Annotated in this window: 13 protein-coding genes; 8 read left to right on the forward strand and 5 right to left on the reverse strand. The window is 35.4% G+C overall.

What is annotated here, in order from left to right:
* The first annotated feature begins 110 nt into the window (after positions 1-110).
* Both AAEU33_RS08170 and AAEU33_RS08175 read left to right on the forward strand, forming a co-directional pair.
* Positions 111-1,220 carry a histidine kinase gene (locus AAEU33_RS08170; RefSeq protein WP_345991950.1) on the forward strand — a complete coding sequence of 370 codons (1,110 nt, stop codon included), beginning with the start codon at positions 111-113 and terminating at the stop codon, positions 1,218-1,220.
* Positions 1,213-1,914, forward strand: coding sequence for a LytTR family DNA-binding domain-containing protein (locus AAEU33_RS08175; RefSeq protein WP_345991951.1), 702 nt, complete (start codon positions 1,213-1,215; stop codon positions 1,912-1,914). Before AAEU33_RS08170 ends, AAEU33_RS08175 begins: the two co-directional genes overlap by 8 nt.
* Positions 1,915-1,939: 25 nt before the next feature.
* Here AAEU33_RS08175 and AAEU33_RS08180 read toward each other — a convergent pair whose 3' ends face one another.
* Positions 1,940-4,315, reverse strand: a complete 2,376-nt coding sequence (locus tag AAEU33_RS08180; protein ID WP_345991953.1) for a M1 family metallopeptidase — start codon at positions 4,313-4,315, stop codon at positions 1,940-1,942.
* A 67-nt stretch (positions 4,316-4,382) separates the two neighbouring features.
* Positions 4,383-4,961 (reverse strand): HupE/UreJ family protein, encoded by a 579-nt coding sequence (locus AAEU33_RS08185; RefSeq protein WP_172280522.1) that lies wholly within the window; start codon positions 4,959-4,961, stop codon positions 4,383-4,385.
* A gap of 340 nt (positions 4,962-5,301) precedes the next feature.
* Between AAEU33_RS08185 and AAEU33_RS08190 the strand changes: the two genes are divergently transcribed.
* The 3 genes from AAEU33_RS08190 to AAEU33_RS08200 all read left to right on the forward strand — a co-directional run bounded on the left by AAEU33_RS08190 (position 5,302) and on the right by AAEU33_RS08200 (position 10,156).
* A complete protein-coding gene (locus tag AAEU33_RS08190; protein WP_345991954.1) occupies positions 5,302-8,325 on the forward strand; it encodes a S8/S53 family peptidase in 3,024 nt (1,007 codons plus the stop codon).
* Between the two features lie 73 nt (positions 8,326-8,398).
* Positions 8,399-8,923: a DUF6702 family protein gene (locus AAEU33_RS08195; protein WP_345991956.1), complete on the forward strand. Its 525-nt coding sequence runs from the start codon at positions 8,399-8,401 to the stop codon at positions 8,921-8,923.
* Between the two features lie 429 nt (positions 8,924-9,352).
* Positions 9,353-10,156, forward strand: coding sequence for a hypothetical protein (locus tag AAEU33_RS08200; RefSeq protein ID WP_345991958.1), 804 nt, complete (start codon positions 9,353-9,355; stop codon positions 10,154-10,156).
* A gap of 326 nt (positions 10,157-10,482) precedes the next feature.
* Here AAEU33_RS08200 and AAEU33_RS08205 read toward each other — a convergent pair whose 3' ends face one another.
* The 3 genes from AAEU33_RS08205 to radA form a co-directional block, all read right to left on the reverse strand.
* On the reverse strand, positions 10,483-11,076 hold the full coding sequence (locus AAEU33_RS08205) for an ACP phosphodiesterase (RefSeq protein WP_345991960.1): 594 nt from the start codon (positions 11,074-11,076) through the stop codon (positions 10,483-10,485).
* Between the two features lie 80 nt (positions 11,077-11,156).
* A complete protein-coding gene (locus tag AAEU33_RS08210) occupies positions 11,157-12,698 on the reverse strand; it encodes a M12 family metallo-peptidase (protein WP_345991961.1) in 1,542 nt (513 codons plus the stop codon).
* A 304-nt stretch (positions 12,699-13,002) separates the two neighbouring features.
* Positions 13,003-14,352 (reverse strand): DNA repair protein RadA, encoded by a 1,350-nt coding sequence (gene radA / locus AAEU33_RS08215; RefSeq protein ID WP_172280513.1) that lies wholly within the window; start codon positions 14,350-14,352, stop codon positions 13,003-13,005.
* A gap of 60 nt (positions 14,353-14,412) precedes the next feature.
* Between radA and AAEU33_RS08220 the strand changes: the two genes are divergently transcribed.
* From AAEU33_RS08220 to AAEU33_RS08230, 3 genes are all read left to right on the forward strand, one after another.
* Complete coding sequence (locus tag AAEU33_RS08220; protein ID WP_345991963.1) at positions 14,413-14,823, forward strand: hypothetical protein; 411 nt, start codon at positions 14,413-14,415, stop codon at positions 14,821-14,823.
* A gap of 61 nt (positions 14,824-14,884) precedes the next feature.
* Positions 14,885-15,454, forward strand: coding sequence for a YceI family protein (locus AAEU33_RS08225; protein WP_345991964.1), 570 nt, complete (start codon positions 14,885-14,887; stop codon positions 15,452-15,454).
* 127 nt (positions 15,455-15,581) lie between these two features.
* Complete coding sequence (locus AAEU33_RS08230; RefSeq protein ID WP_172280507.1) at positions 15,582-17,189, forward strand: CTP synthase; 1,608 nt, start codon at positions 15,582-15,584, stop codon at positions 17,187-17,189.
* The last annotated feature ends 98 nt before the right edge of the window (positions 17,190-17,287 follow it).

Genomic DNA, 17,287 nt, shown 5'->3' on the forward strand with positions numbered 1-17,287 from the left:
CGATTTACCGGGTTTTTAATTTTTCAATCAATGACCTATTTTATCAGCGAACTGCATTTTCTGTTAAAAAACATCTTATATTTGAGAACCCAAGAAATCACGTTTTTAGAATGTTTTTAATTGTAAATATTATACTTATACTGTTGTTTTTCAGGGTTTTATTTAGTGATAAGATTCTGAAAAAACTGATGGAATACCGTTGGGGTTTTCTTTTGAGGTTTCAGCATGTTTTCTTCTTTTTTGTCTTTATTTTAATCACTTTTTTTACGGAAAATTACTTTCTTGATACCCCGGAGCTTATTTGGAGTGTTTTATCTGTAATGATTTTTAATATTGGGATTTATTATCTGGTGTATTATTATCTGGTTCCTCACTTTTACCTATCGAATAAATATCCGGAGTTTATCCTGTATGCCTTGATCTGTTTTTTGATGTCAAGTCTTTTCAGGATTTTGTTACAGCCTACCATTTTTAAAATGAATTTTAGTGAAACTCTTTCCAACACCAACTTCCTTTTTAATGTATATACGGCGCAGGGAATTGTGATTCTTGTTGCCTCCTTTTTAGGGATTACAAAAGATAAATTCCTTATAGAGCAGAATGTTGTGGATCTTGGGGAACAAAAAGAACAGCTTTACTTTGATCTTTTAAAATCAAAGATGAATCCTCATTTCTTATTGAATACTTTAAATAATATATATGCGAACAGTTTTACCCCATCGGGAAAAACTTCAGATTCCATCCTGCAGCTCAGTAAGCTTCTTCAATATATTATCTATGACAGCGGAAAAGAAAGAATTAGTCTTGCCCAGGAATTTTCGTCAATTCATTCTCTTACCATGTTGTACCAGTTGAAATATGATAACCAACTGAATATAGATTTTGATATCCGGAATGAGGAAACACTGGAATTAATTGAAATTCCACCTTCCGTTTTTTTGACCTTCTTTGAAAATGCTTTGAAACATTCAGGAATCGGTCTGGATCCCAATAGCTTCATAAAAGTTATATATGCTATTAACGACCGTGATTTGTTCTACGAAATTATCAACTCTGTTCCGGAAAAAAAAGCTTTGGGAGAAACCGGATATTACGGGTTGGGAAATGAAGCAATCACCCAGATACTGGAAAAATACTATCCGGGAAAATATATTCTTTCTTCAGAAATAATTGAAAATAACAGATACAAAACAACTTTAAAAATTGATCTGAATGGCTAATCTTTCCGTGATTAATGTGGATGATGAATATCCTGCGTTGCAACTTGTCCGGCAATATTGTGATCAAATAGAAGGTGTAGATCTCCAAAGCTCTTTTCAGGAACCGGAGAAGGCATTGGAATATTTAAAAGAGAATGTCGTTGATCTTGTTATTTTTGATATTAATATGCCGGGTATTAATGGAGTAGAGCTATTGCAACAGCTTCCTTATAAACCTCTCTGTATTTTTATGACCCTGGAGACCCAACATGCGGTAAAAGCTTTTGAGCTTGATGTTGTGCATTATCTTGTAAAGCCTGTAGATTTTGAAACCTTCAGGAAAGCCATCAACAAAGCCAAAGATTTTTTACAGTTTAAAAATTCTGCAGAACACTTAGAAAAAGAAGATTTCATCATGTTTAAATCCAATTATATCATGAATAAGGTTTTTCTTAAAGATATTCTTTGGGTACAGGGATTTGGGGAGTATATTATTTTGGTAACCTCTTTGAAAAAATATATGATCCTCGACAGGATGTCAAATTTTGAAGAAAAATTTCAGGCTTTTGGATTTATCAGAGTTCATAAATCTTATATCATATTGGCTTCTCATATTGAATCTTATGATGTGAAAAGCGTCTACCTTAAAAGTGGAGATAAAATTCCTCTGGGAAGAACTTATAAAAAGATACTGAAAGAGCATTTGGGAAAATAAAAAACCGCTTTTAAAGCGGTTTTTTTTATTTTTTTCCTGCGGCCTGCATCGGATTTACTTTTCCATTGGCACCGCCTCTTACTGCCCCTTCATGTTTTTGTTTGAATACCTGGAATCTGGAAGTCTCAGACGTACTACCATCATTGCTCCAGAAATTATTTGAAGTGTCAATATCTGCTGTTTCACGCATTGGGTCCAGCTGAATAGACTTTAATTTTTTCTCAAAATAATAAGTCTTTGTAGCCTTTTGTTCGTTAAGCCTCCAGATCTGAGCGGAAGATTTATCGTATAATTTCGTTCCATCTTCAAAAGTAAATTCCAGAATGATTGGCATCACCAGTCCTCCTTTGTTTACGAAGTCAATTTGATAAGCTTGAATGTTTTTGAACTTTTCTTTTTGCTGTTTATCAAGAGCCATATCATTGTCCTGTGTAAGGGAATATTCTTTATTCTGATCCACTTTTTCCTGGCCACGATCGTAACGATAGTAGAAATCCTGAGCTTCTTTATCCTTGTCTACATAGAACGTAATATTTTTATCTTCTCTGTTTCTGATTTTGGAAAGGTCTTCAAAGTCATTAACAAGAGCTTTGTCGACTTTGTACTTTACTTCTTTAGGTGCAGGTACGGCATCTAAATCGGGAGTGGCGATGGTTACCTTATCAATAGCTATGTCAACAGGATCTGTCCCGTAAAACCATCCTCTCCAGAACCAATCCAGATCTTCTCCGCTTGCATCCTCCATTGTTCTGAAGAAATCGGCAGGTTCCGGGTGTTTAAAAGCCCATCTTTTTGCATATGTTTTATAGGCCTTATCAAAAAGTTCTCTGCCCATAATGGTTTCACGAAGGATATTCAGGCCAGTTGCCGGTTTTGAGTAGGCGTTAGGGCCAAACTGAACAATGTTTTCAGAGTTACTCATAATAGGCTCCAGCTGATCTTTTGGTAATTTCATGTAATCCACAATAGTCCACGCCGGTCCACGTTTTGAAGGGAACTTGTTATCCCATCTTTCTTCCGTAAGATATTCTGTAAAGGTGTTCAATCCTTCGTCCATCCAGGTCCACTGTCTTTCATCGGAGTTAATGATCATGGGAAAGAAATTGTGTCCTACCTCATGGATGATTACTCCGATCATACCATTTTTAGTTCCTTCTGAGTAAGTTCCATCTTTCTCAGTTCTTCCAAAATTGAAACAGATCATAGGATATTCCATGCCATTTGCCGCTTCTACAGACTGAGCAACCGGATAAGGGTAGGGAATAGTGAATTCTGAATAAGTTTTTATTGTGTGTGCAACAGCTTTTGTAGAGAATTTTCTGTAAAGTCCGTAAGCCTCTTTTCCATAGAAGCTCATAGCCATTACTTTATTATTGTTTTCCGGTATTACCACGCCCATTCCATCCCAGATGAACTTTCGGGATGACGTCCATGCGAAATCCCTTACATTATTGGCTTCAAAAACCCAGGTTTTTCTTTGTTTTGATCTGTTTTTTTCTGCTTTCTTCGCTTCATCGAGCGTTACAATTTCTACAGGCTCTGATGAGCTTTGGGCTTTTCTATATCGGGATAGTTGTTCTGAAGATAATACCTGTTCATAATTCTTACACTCTCCGGTACCTCCTACAACATGATCTGCAGGAACATTCATTGAAACTTTAAAATTTCCAAAGGCAAGGGCGAATTCTCCTCTTCCTGTAAACTGGTGATTCTGCCATCCATGAAAATCACTGTACACACACATCCTTGGATACCATTGTGTCATTGTGTACAAATCATTTCCATCTTCAGGAAAGTTTTCATAACCACCACGGCCCCCCATTTTAATTCTGTTGGTGATATTGTAATTCCAGTCTATTTTTAACGTGAATTTTTCTCCTTTTTTCAGGATTTTAGGCAAATCAATACGCATCATGGTTTTATTTACAGTATACCGTAATGCATTACCGGATTCGTCCGTTACTTTTTCCAGATGAACGCCGTAACCATTGTCCTTTCCCGGAAGTTCCGTTATCTTTAACTTCTGGTCATTTATGGTTTTGGGAAGGGTTGTAGAAGTAGGATAATTGGCTTTGTTGATACTTGATGCCTCGTTCTCATCTAATTGTAACCATATATAATCTAAGTCGTCAGGAGAATTGTTATAATAAGTAATCGTTTCTGAGCCCTTCAGGTTTCTTTTGTCCTCGTCCAGATAAGCGGAAATATTATAATCTGCTCTGTTTTGCCAGTAACCATGTCCCGGAGATCCGGAAGCAGTTCTATAAATATTTGGAGTAGGTAAAATGGTTCCTAATTGTTCAAACTTATTTCCGTGATTACTTCCCGGGTTATTTTGAATATTTTGGGCTGCTAAACCTGCAAATGTGAATACAGAAAGTAGGGTTACTTTTAGTCTCATGACCGAAATGATTTAATAATTTTCAAATATAACAATAACTACTTGAAAAAATATCAATCAATAAGTCTTAAAATGGAATTCTTTCTATTGTCATTTTTAATGCCAGGGCAAAAACACCGGACGATATAAAGAGTATCCAATCTTTTCTATTAATTTTGAATAATGTTAATGCAATAAACAGCAGGATTAAAATAGCACAAACTATTACAATCTGTCCTACTTCCAAACCAATATTAAATCCTAAAAGAGGAATCGCAATACTCTGGCTTTTTGCAATCATCACTCTTGCAGTATTGGCAAATCCCATTCCATGAATAAGTCCGAAAAATAAAGCCAGGTAATAATTTGTTTTGTCCAGGGCCTGCTTTTTATTCTTCATAATAATATTACCTAATGCTGTAAGGACTATTGTTAGCGGAATTAAAAACTCTACCCAATTTGAAGGCACTCTTACTATATCAAGGATACTTAATGCTAATGTTATGGAATGACCTATTGTGAATGCTGTCACCAGGATTAGAATTTTCTTGAGATCCTTGTATGAATAAACCGCAATTAAAGCTAAAACAAAAAGTTGGTGATCAAGCGCATCTAAAGAAATGATATGTTCCCAACCAAGTTTTAAATAGAATAAAAAATCTTGCATTATTTAATTTTGTTTATTTATGTTTTTATTTTAATTAATATAGTTTAATTTATAATTATAAATTATAATTATAGTGAATTTCATACTATTTGTTGAGATTTCTAATTTCAGAAAAAATAGTATCATTGTTTGTTTAAATTCACACTATGACTTATAAAAATTTACCAATTAGAAAATTATCGACTCTCCTGAAAATACACCGGTATTTCAAAAATGGAATTTCTGTGTTTTTTATTTTTTTTGCTGCAGCCTTTTTTGGACAGGTGCAGAAATTAGATCACAGATTTGAAATTTTGCTTAAAAATAAGGAAAGTTTGGCAAAAAAAGGAGTATAAAAGAATTGGAACAGCCGGAAATGGAGCTCGACAAGCACACGGTAGTCACTTCCAAAGGAGTACGAATTATGTACTCATGTATTATTTATACCAAAACACCTGAAAGGTTAAAGGCGGATGGTTTTTTAATCCAGAGTATTCTCCCTTCTTTTGCTACCGCCTTAGTTACACCGGAGGATATTGAAAAATTGATGCAGTTATCTTATGTTACATCTGTTATGGCGCCGGCTTATGATGTATTACATAATGATGTAAGCAGAGCGCAGTCTGGGGCAAGTCTCTTGCAGGATGGTGTTCTTAATAATACCTCTTATAATGGAAGTGGTATACTGGTAGGGATTTATGATAGTGGGATCGATTGGAAGCATCCGGATTTTAGAAAGCTTAATGATCAGACAAAAAGCCGAATTTATTCAATATGGGATCAGACGCTTACAGCTCAGGGGACAGAGTCTCCTCCGGCGGGGTTTTCCACTGGTGTGGAATATTCCAGAGCACAGATTGAGGATGAGCTGGATGGGTCACCCGCAGGTTTTGTAAGAGAGACGGATACAAACGGACATGGAACCCATGTTTCCGGAACTGCTGCAGGGAATGGGTCTGCTCTTGCGGATAAAAGACATAAAGGTTTTGCAAGTGAAGCAGATATTGTTTTTGTAAAAGGTGGAAATGGTAGTTTTCCCACTACAAATACGGTGAATGCAATTACGTATTTTCAAAATGTAGCCACTGCACTTAATAAACCGATAGTCGTTAATATGAGTATTGGGGGGCAGGCAAATGCACACGACGGTACTGGGCCGCATGAGGTAGCTGTAAATAATTTTACATCTTCTGCTTCAGGAAGAGTTGTTGTTATTTCTGCAGGAAATGAATTTGGAGGGAATATTCATAAAAAAGTGGACATTGCTTCCAATGAAACCAAATCCTATGTCTTTACCGTTGCAAGCGATACTTCTGCAAATGCAGTATTTTCCTTCATGATGTTCGCGAATGACAATACTCCCGTGACGGCGAAGCTTACGGCTCCTGATGGTCAGCAATATGTGCAGAATATTAGTACAACAACTTCACACAGTATTCTGGGAGGTGCGTTTACAGCTACAATGTATAATTATTGGCATAATGATAATAATAAAAGATTTATACAGCTTATTATTAATAGGAACTCAGGGTCTGTGGCAGATTGTCAGGGTACTTATACTTTAGAGATAACCAATAATGGGGCATCATCTATAACAACGGATGGTTGGTTATACAGCCAGGGAGCAGCGACTACATTACAGGGCGGAAATAATGAATATATTGTAGGGGCACCCGGTAATGCAACAAATGCTATAACAGTGGCTTCCTATCTTGGAAGGAGTAGCTGGTATTCTACCGCTGGGGGGTATTATACATTAACTCCTCAGGAAAGTATCTCATCATTTAGCTCACAAGGGCCTAGGATTGATGGTTTACAAAAACCTGATATAGCAGCTTCTGGTCAGAATGTGATATCATCAAGGTCAGGCAGTTCGGGTGCATCGGCTTCTAATAATATTGATGGTACCTATTATGTTAAAAATCAGGGGACAAGTATGTCATCTCCGGGAGTGGCAGGTGCTGTGGCGTTACTGCTTCAGGCTAATCCTGCTTTAACGGCATCTCAGGTAAAAGCGAAACTTACTCTTAATGCCAGAAAAGATCTTGCAACAGGAACTGTTCCTAATGCACGCTGGGGATATGGTAAGCTTGATATTTTCAAAACGGTTTCAAAGGAATTGAATTGTGTGGGGTCGGATTTTGAATCTATCACCTATGATGAGCCTTTCGTTGTAGCCAATACCGAAAATAATTATTATTATGACAACCTTATGCTGGCGGTACGTTATACACCTACTTTAACAGGAAAGCTTGGTGGGTTTTCGTTTTCAACCGGAACCTCATTGCCATCCGATATACCATTGGTCATACAGGTAAGGGATGTAGATGCTAATGGTAATCCTGGAAATATTCTGTCAACTAAAACTATTAGCTCGTGGTTGAATGATGTTCAGCGCTTTACATGGAATTATGTTAATCTGTCGGATCTTAATATACAGACAGTTACTGGAAAAGATTTCTATATTGTTGTTAATGGTCTTAGTGGTAGAATTACAATGAAAGCGGAAAATTCAGTAGTTGATAACCGGTCCAAAACATCTACAGATGGTACCGCCTGGATCCCAAGAACATTTGACCTTAAAATGAGGGCAGTAGTTTATGAAAATATTCCGGAAGTTAAACAACTGGCTACTGCTAATAGAACGAAAGTTGTAAACGTAACCAGTGGATATAATTATTTTGTGGATAATTGTGAATTGATCACAAGACTTGAAAAAACAGGATCATCTTTAATTGCAGGTAATGTTACTTCAAAAGTTTGGACGGACAATGGGCAGCCATCATATGTATCCCGAAGGTATGAAGTTAATCCGGAGAGTAATGCTTCCACAGCAACGGGAAAAGTGACTTTGTACTTTAAGCAGAATGAATTTGATAATTATAATCTGACAAGTTCAGTGAAATTGCCAATATCTCCTACCGATAATGCCAATAAATCTAATCTTATAATAGAAAAATATACAGGTTCCTCCAGTTCGGGAACAATTGCATCTTATGGAAGTCCCAAAACAATCATAATACCAGAAGTGTCTGATATTGTTTGGAACAATACCTATAACTATTGGGAGGTAAGTTTTCAAACATCGGGATTTGGAGGTTATTTTGTAAAAACGAACGGAGTGCTTAGTGTTAGTGATGCAAATACGGTTTCCGGAATTAATATTTATCCGAATCCCGCATCGAATTGGGTGAATATTAATCTAGGAAAGTTTAAGAAAGCAAGTATAACAGTTTATGATGCGTCAGGGAAGTTGGTTAAGAGTAGTGCTATAAATGGAAATGAATCTAAATTTGATATCTCTGATCTTGTAAAGGGAACCTATTTATTCAATATAGTTTTAGAAGATCATTCTAAAATTATAAAAAAAGTGATTAAGGAATAAAATAACATATTTAAATAAAAAGTGGAGGTGGGTAAACCTTCACTTTTTTTATATTTGTTTAAAACCTTGAGTCATGTTTTTGAAAATTAAAAAAAATCTTTTTCTATTGTTTTTTCTCTTTTGCGGGATACAGAATTTATGTGCTGAAGATATTTTTCATCCCTATCATGTAGGTTCCGTTGAAATCAATTATAATACAAAATCAAAGACATTCGAGGTTACCGGGCGTTTTTTTCTGGATGATCTGGAAAATGGCCTAGGTAAAAAATACAACAAGTCTTTCCACTTTAATGATCCGAAGTATAAGGGTCAGTTAGATGATGCTCTAAAAAATTATAGTGCAGAATATCTGAAATTAAAGTCCGACGGTAAGTTCTTAAAGATAAATTATCTGGGATATGAAGAGGATAATGAGTCTGTTAATATTTTTTTGGAAACGGAATCTGTCAATATGCCTAAGAAAGTTGAAGCTGCAGTTAGTTTTTTGTATAATCTGTTTGATGATCAGATCAATATTGTCCATATTATTTTGAATGGGAAGAGGAAAAGTGAAAAATTATCCTATCCTGATCGGTATTTATATCAGCAGTTTAGCTAAATCTTTCGAATAATAAAACAGAGAACTTCAATGCAAACCAATTGAAGTATTTTTTTTTAAATAAAATTAATACACCATTGTGTGATAAATATTATATATTTATCTTTGAAAAAAAAATTAATTAATAATTATAATTTTTTTTTAACATTTATTTTAGAATTTAAATGATGTAAGTATTTATAGTTTAAATATTTACTATTTGTATATAAATCTACGATAAGTGAGTGGTTAATATTATTAAGATTTATTAATGTTTGGTCATTATGTTTGTTTTTCAATTAAATTTTTTTATATTTGATCTAGTTGTAATATGTTAATTTTTTATAAAATTCAATATTTTATTGATTTCTATAGGGATTGAAAGTAGATTAAAAAAAACAAACTAATTCCATGTTGATAGAAATAATAATCTTTAAAAATTTACTTTATATGAAAATTAGGAAACATTATCTTTTTTTGCTTTTACTGTCTGCATATGTTGGTACATACGCACAGGTAGGGGTAAATACAGTAAATCCACAGGGAGTTTTTCATGTGGATGGTGCTAAAGACAATCCGGCAACAGGCACGCCGACTGCTACACAGCAAGCAAATGATGTTCTTGTAGATGCATCGGGGAATGTGGGTGTTGGAACTATTACACCAAGTAATAAAGTACATATTAATGCTGCAAACCCATTACGTCTTCAGGGACTTACAGCTGGTAATTCGAGTACGGATCCGCTTGTAGTCGCCGATGCTAATGGAGTATTAAAAACAATAGGAACACTGAGTGTTTTATCAGTTCCTACTCCTGCTATCTTTAGGCTGGAAACGACACAGACGAATTTTCTTAATGGTATGGCAGCCGGCGCGCAACAGGCAGTGCCTATGTCACTCGTTAAAAATTCTATTCCGGGTTTAACGTATTCTGGAAATACAATTTCATTCCCTGCCGGGACTTATCAGATGACATTTGTTTATGAAGCAAGCCATAATAATACAGGTTGTACAATAAGTTCGTATTTTATTGATTTCCCTTTAAATACTGGAAGTACCAGGATTCATAACACGGCATCACATAACGAAGGAGTTCTTTCTAATCATGGAGGAACGATTACGTATGCTACCGCACTTCCGGCTAGAACCTGGAATATTCAGCTGGGTAGAGGACAGTCTGGTAACTGCACAGGAACAGGTATGAATCTGGCAGCCAACTCAACACAATTATTGATATTCAGAATTGGAGACTAAAAAAAGATAGATTTACATTTATTTTCTGATTAAAGAAATGTTCCCGATATCTTTAATCCGATCAGGCAAAATTCTAACAACACAAATTCTACATATATATAGCGCTTATCTTAAGGGTAAGTGCTTTTTTGTATGGATTTCAATATTAGTTTTTCTTTGCATAAATGGGATAAATGTTTTTATTTTGTAACTAACAAATGTTTGTTTGTAACATTTTGGCAATAAAATTGACTCATTAAAATATAATCTTCATATCAAATTATTTTTAGCGAAATACAGAAGATTATTAAGCGCTTACTAACGTAAGTGCTTTTTTATTTTAAGTGTTAATTGTCTATTTGTAATAGGGTATTGATTCCTCTTGTGTGTTCAAGTAAATCCGGAAAAAAATTATTGTAACATTCCTGAAGAAGATCTTTATTTTTTAAAAATGCTTCGAATACAGGAATATCTTTCTCCAGATATTGTGCTTTATTAAGAACATTTTGAATGCTGAATTTTATTCCCCAATCTTCTCTGTAATTATATAGCCAATCTTCTGTTTCCATCTTTACTAGCATTCTCTTAAAATTTTCAGGAAGCCATTCTTGATTTTCATTAAGAGCGTTGTAAACCCGGAGAGAATGGTTTTTCCAGCCTTGCAGTGAATTAAGAGTGAAGTCATTAGCCAGAAAATGATCCATAGATACATCTACAAATGCTCCTGCATATAGTCTTACCAAAGGGCTGAATATTTTTTTAGCTTGATGAACAGCCGGATGGGAGTCTGTAAAAGTATCGATAGCTCGGTGTAAGGTAATCCCATCCTGAATTTCTTTTGGAAATGAGAACCGCTCTTTGTTCCTGATAAAATCTTCGAGAAACTGTCCGACAATTTGCTGATCTGTAAAAGAGAGAAAAGAATGTGCTAAATAATTCATAGGGTATCAGGTTATAAAAATAAAACCTTCAAATAAAGTTAAGGTATTTGAAGGTTTATAAACTAACTATTTAAAAGAAATTATCTAACAATAAACTTTTTACTTTCTATCAAAGAATTTTTGTCATCATAAATACTTAGGAAGTACTCTCCGGAAGTTAATCCTTTGAGGTGGATGGTAGTTTCCGTAGTTGATATTACATTTTGGCCTGCAGAATTGTATACTTTAAAAGAATACTTGCCGGTTCTGTTTCCTGAAATCTGAATCATATTATGAGCAGGATTAGGATATAGTAAGAACTCTTGTGTTTCATGAATAGCTTCCTTTGTGGCGAGGAAAGATTGTGTTTCAGGCATAAAATTAGAAACGACACAAGCGAAACGTGCAAATCCAAAGGCTTCATTAGCCGGCTTGGTGTTTCCTATTGCTACCCCCGTAGGATCACTATTGTAGTTAATATCCGGATTTGCCCACCTGTTGATTCTGGTACAGTTGAATCCTTTAGAGGAACATTCATCATTATATGCCATTATAGTTCTCCATCTTTGAGAAGAAGTGCTCAAAGTTCCAAGATCTATTGCTTTTTTATTGGTGTATCCATGATGATGATCACATGGTGTGGTGCTGGAGTCTACGTACCAGTCATGTCTTAATCCCATATTGTGTCCAAGTTCGTGGGCAAGTGAGTAGTTGGATACAGCACAATTGTATAGGCTTACACAAAACCCTGAATTACTGCTGTAGTTGGTAGAACTTGTATTTACATAGCCTAAGCCGCAAGTGTTGGTTGGTGTTGAGGTAACTAAAGCGCATAGATCTGCTCCATAGGTGGTTCTTAGTGTATGTACATCATCCATATACCCATCATTATTATTTCTGAGCCTTGGAAGATCCGTACTCAAACTTCCGGATTCAGTGTAGCTGATCTCTCCGGAGTATACAAGATTAATGGTGACATTGGAAACCCCTGAATTGGTCAATGCAGTATTGAAATTGGTGATAGCAGTTGCTACAAACGAATTACTCTGTGAAAGCCCGCCCCATGCGGTTTTTGCTGCGGTAGTGAAAACTACCATCACATCTACTCTGGTAGCAGGGCATATAGGGGTTGTTGATAAGCAAACGTTGGAATTTGCTTTATTAAAGTTTTCGTTTTTGTCCATTACATAATCATCAATCGAGTCCTGATTGAGGATTGTCGAATCGCTCACTTCGGATAATGCAAAAACGTTTGCATCAGTTTGGTGGAATATTACTTTTTCACCTGTGCCTGAAGCGTACATTCCTGTTACCACGCGATCATATTGTGAAAGTACAAGTTCGGCTCTGGGATCATTTTCAATAGTGTAAATATAAGATTCACTCTTATTGCTGTACGTTAAAGAACGGCTGAATTTGGCTGTGATCTCTTTACCGGTCGGGAGGTTGATTTGTAAATCGGATTTTAAATTAAAGGGAGCTTGGGAATAGTATTTTGTAACTAAATAAGAAGAGGATAGCTCTCTGCTTACTTTTTGGTTACTTTTTAAATTATTCTCATTAATAGCTGTTTGAAAGATTTTGTTTTGCCCAAATAGCATGCCGGCGCAAAACAACACGAAAATAGTGAATTTTGTTTTCATTTTATGTGATTTAGTATGGTGATATACAAATATATATAAAATATCAACATGTGGTGATTTTTTTTCAATGGATGATCGAAATTCCTGCGAAATATTTAATTTCAGCGCTTTGTTGCTATTAAATTGATCTAAGAAACCACGGTTGAAGATTGTTTTTAATAACATCATCACTCTCTATCGAATATTCATATTCATAAAGGATGATGATGCTTTTTATTTAATCCTTGTCTGGATTTTGGCGATAAATTCGACTAGTACGTTTTCTTGGTAAATTAATTAATGATGTTTTAGGACTGTCTTTTAATTAAAAGATTCGTTCATGGAAATCTTCGATTTTACTGACTTCCTCAATTTTAATCCCGAATTTTCTTTTAGGTATTTTGTTGAGGTTGGAGACAAAGATCTTTTCATATCCCAATTTTTCAGCTTCCGAGATGCGTTGTTCAATTTGAGCAACAGGTCTGATTTCGCCGCTAAGTCCGATTTCCCCGGCAAAGCAAAAATGTTCGGATATTGCAATGTCTTCATTAGATGAAAGGATAGAGGCTACTACAGCGAGATCAAGGGCCGGGTCATCTGTCTTTATTCCCCCTGTAATGTTGAGAAAAACGTCTTTAGCACCAAGCTGGAATCCGGCTCTCTTCTCCAGTACGGCAAGTAACATATTCAATCTTTTAGCATCAAATCCGGTAGAACTCCTTTGAGGTGTTCCATAAACAGCCGTACTTACCAGTGCCTGAATCTCCAATAACATAGGACGATTTCCCTCAAGCGTTACAGCTACGGAGTTTCCGGAAAGCTCCTCGAATTTTTTTGTAATTAAAATTTCAGATGGATTTTTGATCTCTTTTAAGCCCTGGGAAATCATTTCATAGATTCCAATTTCCGAGGTGGAACCAAAACGGTTTTTATTAGCCCGTAATAATCTGAAAAGATGATTTCTATCCCCATCGAAATTTAAAACTACATCTACCATATGTTCCAAAACCTTTGGACCGGCAATCTGTCCGTCTTTAGTAATGTGACCTACCAGAAAAACGGGAGTATTGTTCTCTTTAGCATATTTAATGATCTCATTCGAACATTCTCTGATTTGGGAAACGGTTCCCGGTGAGCTTTCTATCAATTGGGACTGTAAAGTTTGAATGGAGTCGATAATGATAAAATCAGGCTCTAATTTTTTGGCTTCATGTAATATTTTTTCCAGTGAAGTTTCGGTGTAAAGGAAGCAATTTGGGTTTTGAACTTCAGATAACCGGTCTGCTCTCATTTTAATCTGTGAGGCGCTTTCTTCTCCAGAAACATAAAATATTTTCTTCTTCATCTTTAATGCCAGCTGTAAAAGCAATGTTGATTTTCCGATTCCCGGCTCTCCTCCAATCAAAGTAACAGAACCTAAAACAATTCCGCCTCCCATTACGCGGTTGAGCTCCTCGGAGGGTGTTTTAATCCTGGGTTCTTCAATTGCTTCAACTTCAATGATATTAATGACGTGTTGCTTTGTTTTCGAGGAAGGAAGACTTCTGCTGGATACCTTTTCCACGACCTCTTCAACTAATGTATTCCATTGCCCGCAGTTTTTGCATTGTCCCATCCATTGTGAGTATTGGGTTCCGCAGTTTTGACAGAAATATGCTGTTTTAAGTTTTGCCATACTGCGAAGTTCAAAATTTTTTTTGAATTTTACTTCTGAATTTTTGGTTAATTTTCTAGTATGAAAAATATTTTAATAAAAAGCGTGGTTACATTCTTTATCATGACAATCCTTACTACATGGCTTGCAGATTGGCTCGTAGGATATTTGCATTTACCCGGCGGTGATTTTGGAATGCTTTCGTTAGCTGTTCTTATTGGATGTATAATAAGCAGCGGAGTGGGGCTTGTAACAGTTATCATATTTAAAAGCACATATCAATCGGTGGTTAGGATTGCTATTTTATTTGAAGTACTCTATCTTTTTATGCTGATGATATCAGGAACTAATCCTTTCACTTATTTTTCTGAGAAAACAAACGCGAAACTTCTGAATGTACTTTTGTATATGAATGCAGTTGTCGTTTTTCTGATTGTAATTGCTATTCATTTTATGTATTTGAAAATAAAATCAAAGAAAAAATTATCATAGGTCAAGAGGTGAATGGGTTTATCACTTTATCTTTGGTGGGTAAAAAATAAAATATATTACAATGAAAAAGATACTATTAGCTTTTATGTTTGCTTTTTTAAGCATTGCAGGCTTTGCACAATCAACCTGGAAAGTAGATCCTATGCATTCTTCAGTTAACTTCAATATCAAGCATATGGGGATTAGTTTTGTGCAGGGAAGATTTGATAAATTCGATGGTACAGTGGTTTCTTCAGGGAAAGATCTGGATAAGGCAACCTTCAATTTTAATGTGGTAACCGGATCGGTAAACACAGGCGTTGAAATGAGAGATAAGCATTTGAAAAGTGCAGACTTCTTCGATGCAGAGAAATTTCCGACCATGACATTCGAAAGCGGATCTATTACGAAAGATAAAAATAATACCTACATCCTTAAAGGAAAACTTACCATTAAAGATGTGACAAAAGAAATCAGCATTCCGGTAACGTATGGTGGTGTAACAAAAAATCAGCAAGGGAAAGAAATTTTAGGCTTTCAAACAAAATTTACAGTAAACCGTTTAGATTATAATATTAAATATGATCCAACAGGAGTGGGTGTTGCAAAGGATGTAGATGTTAATTTATATTTTGAATTAATAAAGCAATAATTTTTTTAAATATAATTTGGTTTGGTTAAAGGTTTCTCAAGTAATTTTGAGGAACCTTTTTTTTATTTCTTAGCAAATAAATTGCCTCGTATTTCTTTTTCCCATAACTTTGCACAAACCTAATCTAATGAGTAAAAAGAATACTAAATACATCTTTGTGACAGGAGGTGTAACTTCATCTTTGGGAAAAGGAATTGTTTCTGCTTCTCTGGGACTATTGCTGAAATCACGCGGTTTTAATGTAACGATCCAAAAACTAGATCCTTATATTAATATTGACCCAGGAACTTTGAATCCTTATGAACACGGAGAATGCTATGTAACCGAAGATGGTGCGGAGACGGATCTGGATTTAGGTCATTACGAGCGATACTTAGATGCTCCCACTTCTCAAAACAACAACGTTACTACAGGAAAAATCTACCAGACTGTAATTGAAAAAGAAAGAAAAGGCGACTTTTTAGGAAAAACAGTTCAGGTAATTCCTCATATCACTAACGAAATAAAACGTAGGATTAAAATTTTATCCAAGCAGAACTACGATATCATTATTACTGAAATCGGAGGAACTGTAGGGGATATCGAATCTTTGCCATACATTGAAACTGTACGTCAGCTAAAATGGGAATTGGGAGAAAAGAATTCTATGGTAATTCACTTAACCCTGTTGCCATATCTGGCTTCCAGTGGAGAATTAAAGACAAAACCTTCTCAGCATTCCGTACGTCAATTGATGGAAAGCGGAATTATGGCAGATGTTTTGGTTTGCAGAACAGAGCATAAAATACCAAAAGATCAGAGAGCTAAATTAGCCCAGTTCTGTAATGTTCCTTTGGATAATGTAATTGAGTGCAAAGATTTGGAAACTATTTATGAAGTCCCTATGTACCTTCAGAAACAGAACTTTGATGATGTAGTTCTAAAAGAATTGGATCTTAAGAGTGATAAAGAAGCGGATCTTAAAGATTGGAAGAGTTTCCTTAAGAAATTCCAGAATCCAAAAAAGACTGTTGAAATTGCTTTAGTAGGTAAATATGTTTCTCTTCAGGATTCTTACATTTCTATCGCTGAAGCATTTAAGCATGCCGGAGCAGATCTTGAGACGGAAGTAAAAGTGAGATGGGTTTATAGTGGGGATATCACCCAGGAAAATATCAAAGAAACTTTAAAAGGAGTTAATGGAATTCTTATTGCTCCAGGTTTTGGAGACAGAGGTATTGAAGGTAAAGTATTGACAGCTCAATATGCAAGAGAAAATAAAATTCCTATGTTGGGAATTTGTTTAGGAATGCAGATTATGACTATTGAATTTGCGCGAAATATTTTAGGGTATTCTAAAGCAAATTCTATGGAATTTGATACTGCTACAGAGCATCCTGTGATTTCTTTAATGGAAGAGCAAAAGAATGTTGTTGATAAAGGAGGAACGATGCGTCTTGGTTCTTGGAAGTGTTCTGTGAAGAATAACTCTAAACTTTCCGATATCTATGGAAGTAAGAATATAGCTGAAAGACACCGTCACCGTTATGAATTCAACAGTGATTATTTACAAGAATTTGAAAAAAACGGATTCTTTGCAACAGGTACTAATCCTGAAACCGGGCTGGTTGAAGCTCTTGAGCTTAATGATCATCCGTTCTATGTAGGAGTGCAGTATCATCCTGAATATAAGAGTACGGTTGCAACACCGCATCCGTTATTCAGAGCTTTTATTAAAGCATGTGAGAAGAAATAAAGGAATTTATATCGATTAAACGTCATATTTAAACTCAGGTTGATTATTATCAGCCTGAGTTTATCATATTGTAATAGAGTAAAAGATAGAGTTTTGAT

Source organism: Chryseobacterium sp. Chry.R1 (assembly GCF_039645525.1).
Lineage (GTDB): Bacteria > Bacteroidota > Bacteroidia > Flavobacteriales > Weeksellaceae > Chryseobacterium > Chryseobacterium proteolyticum.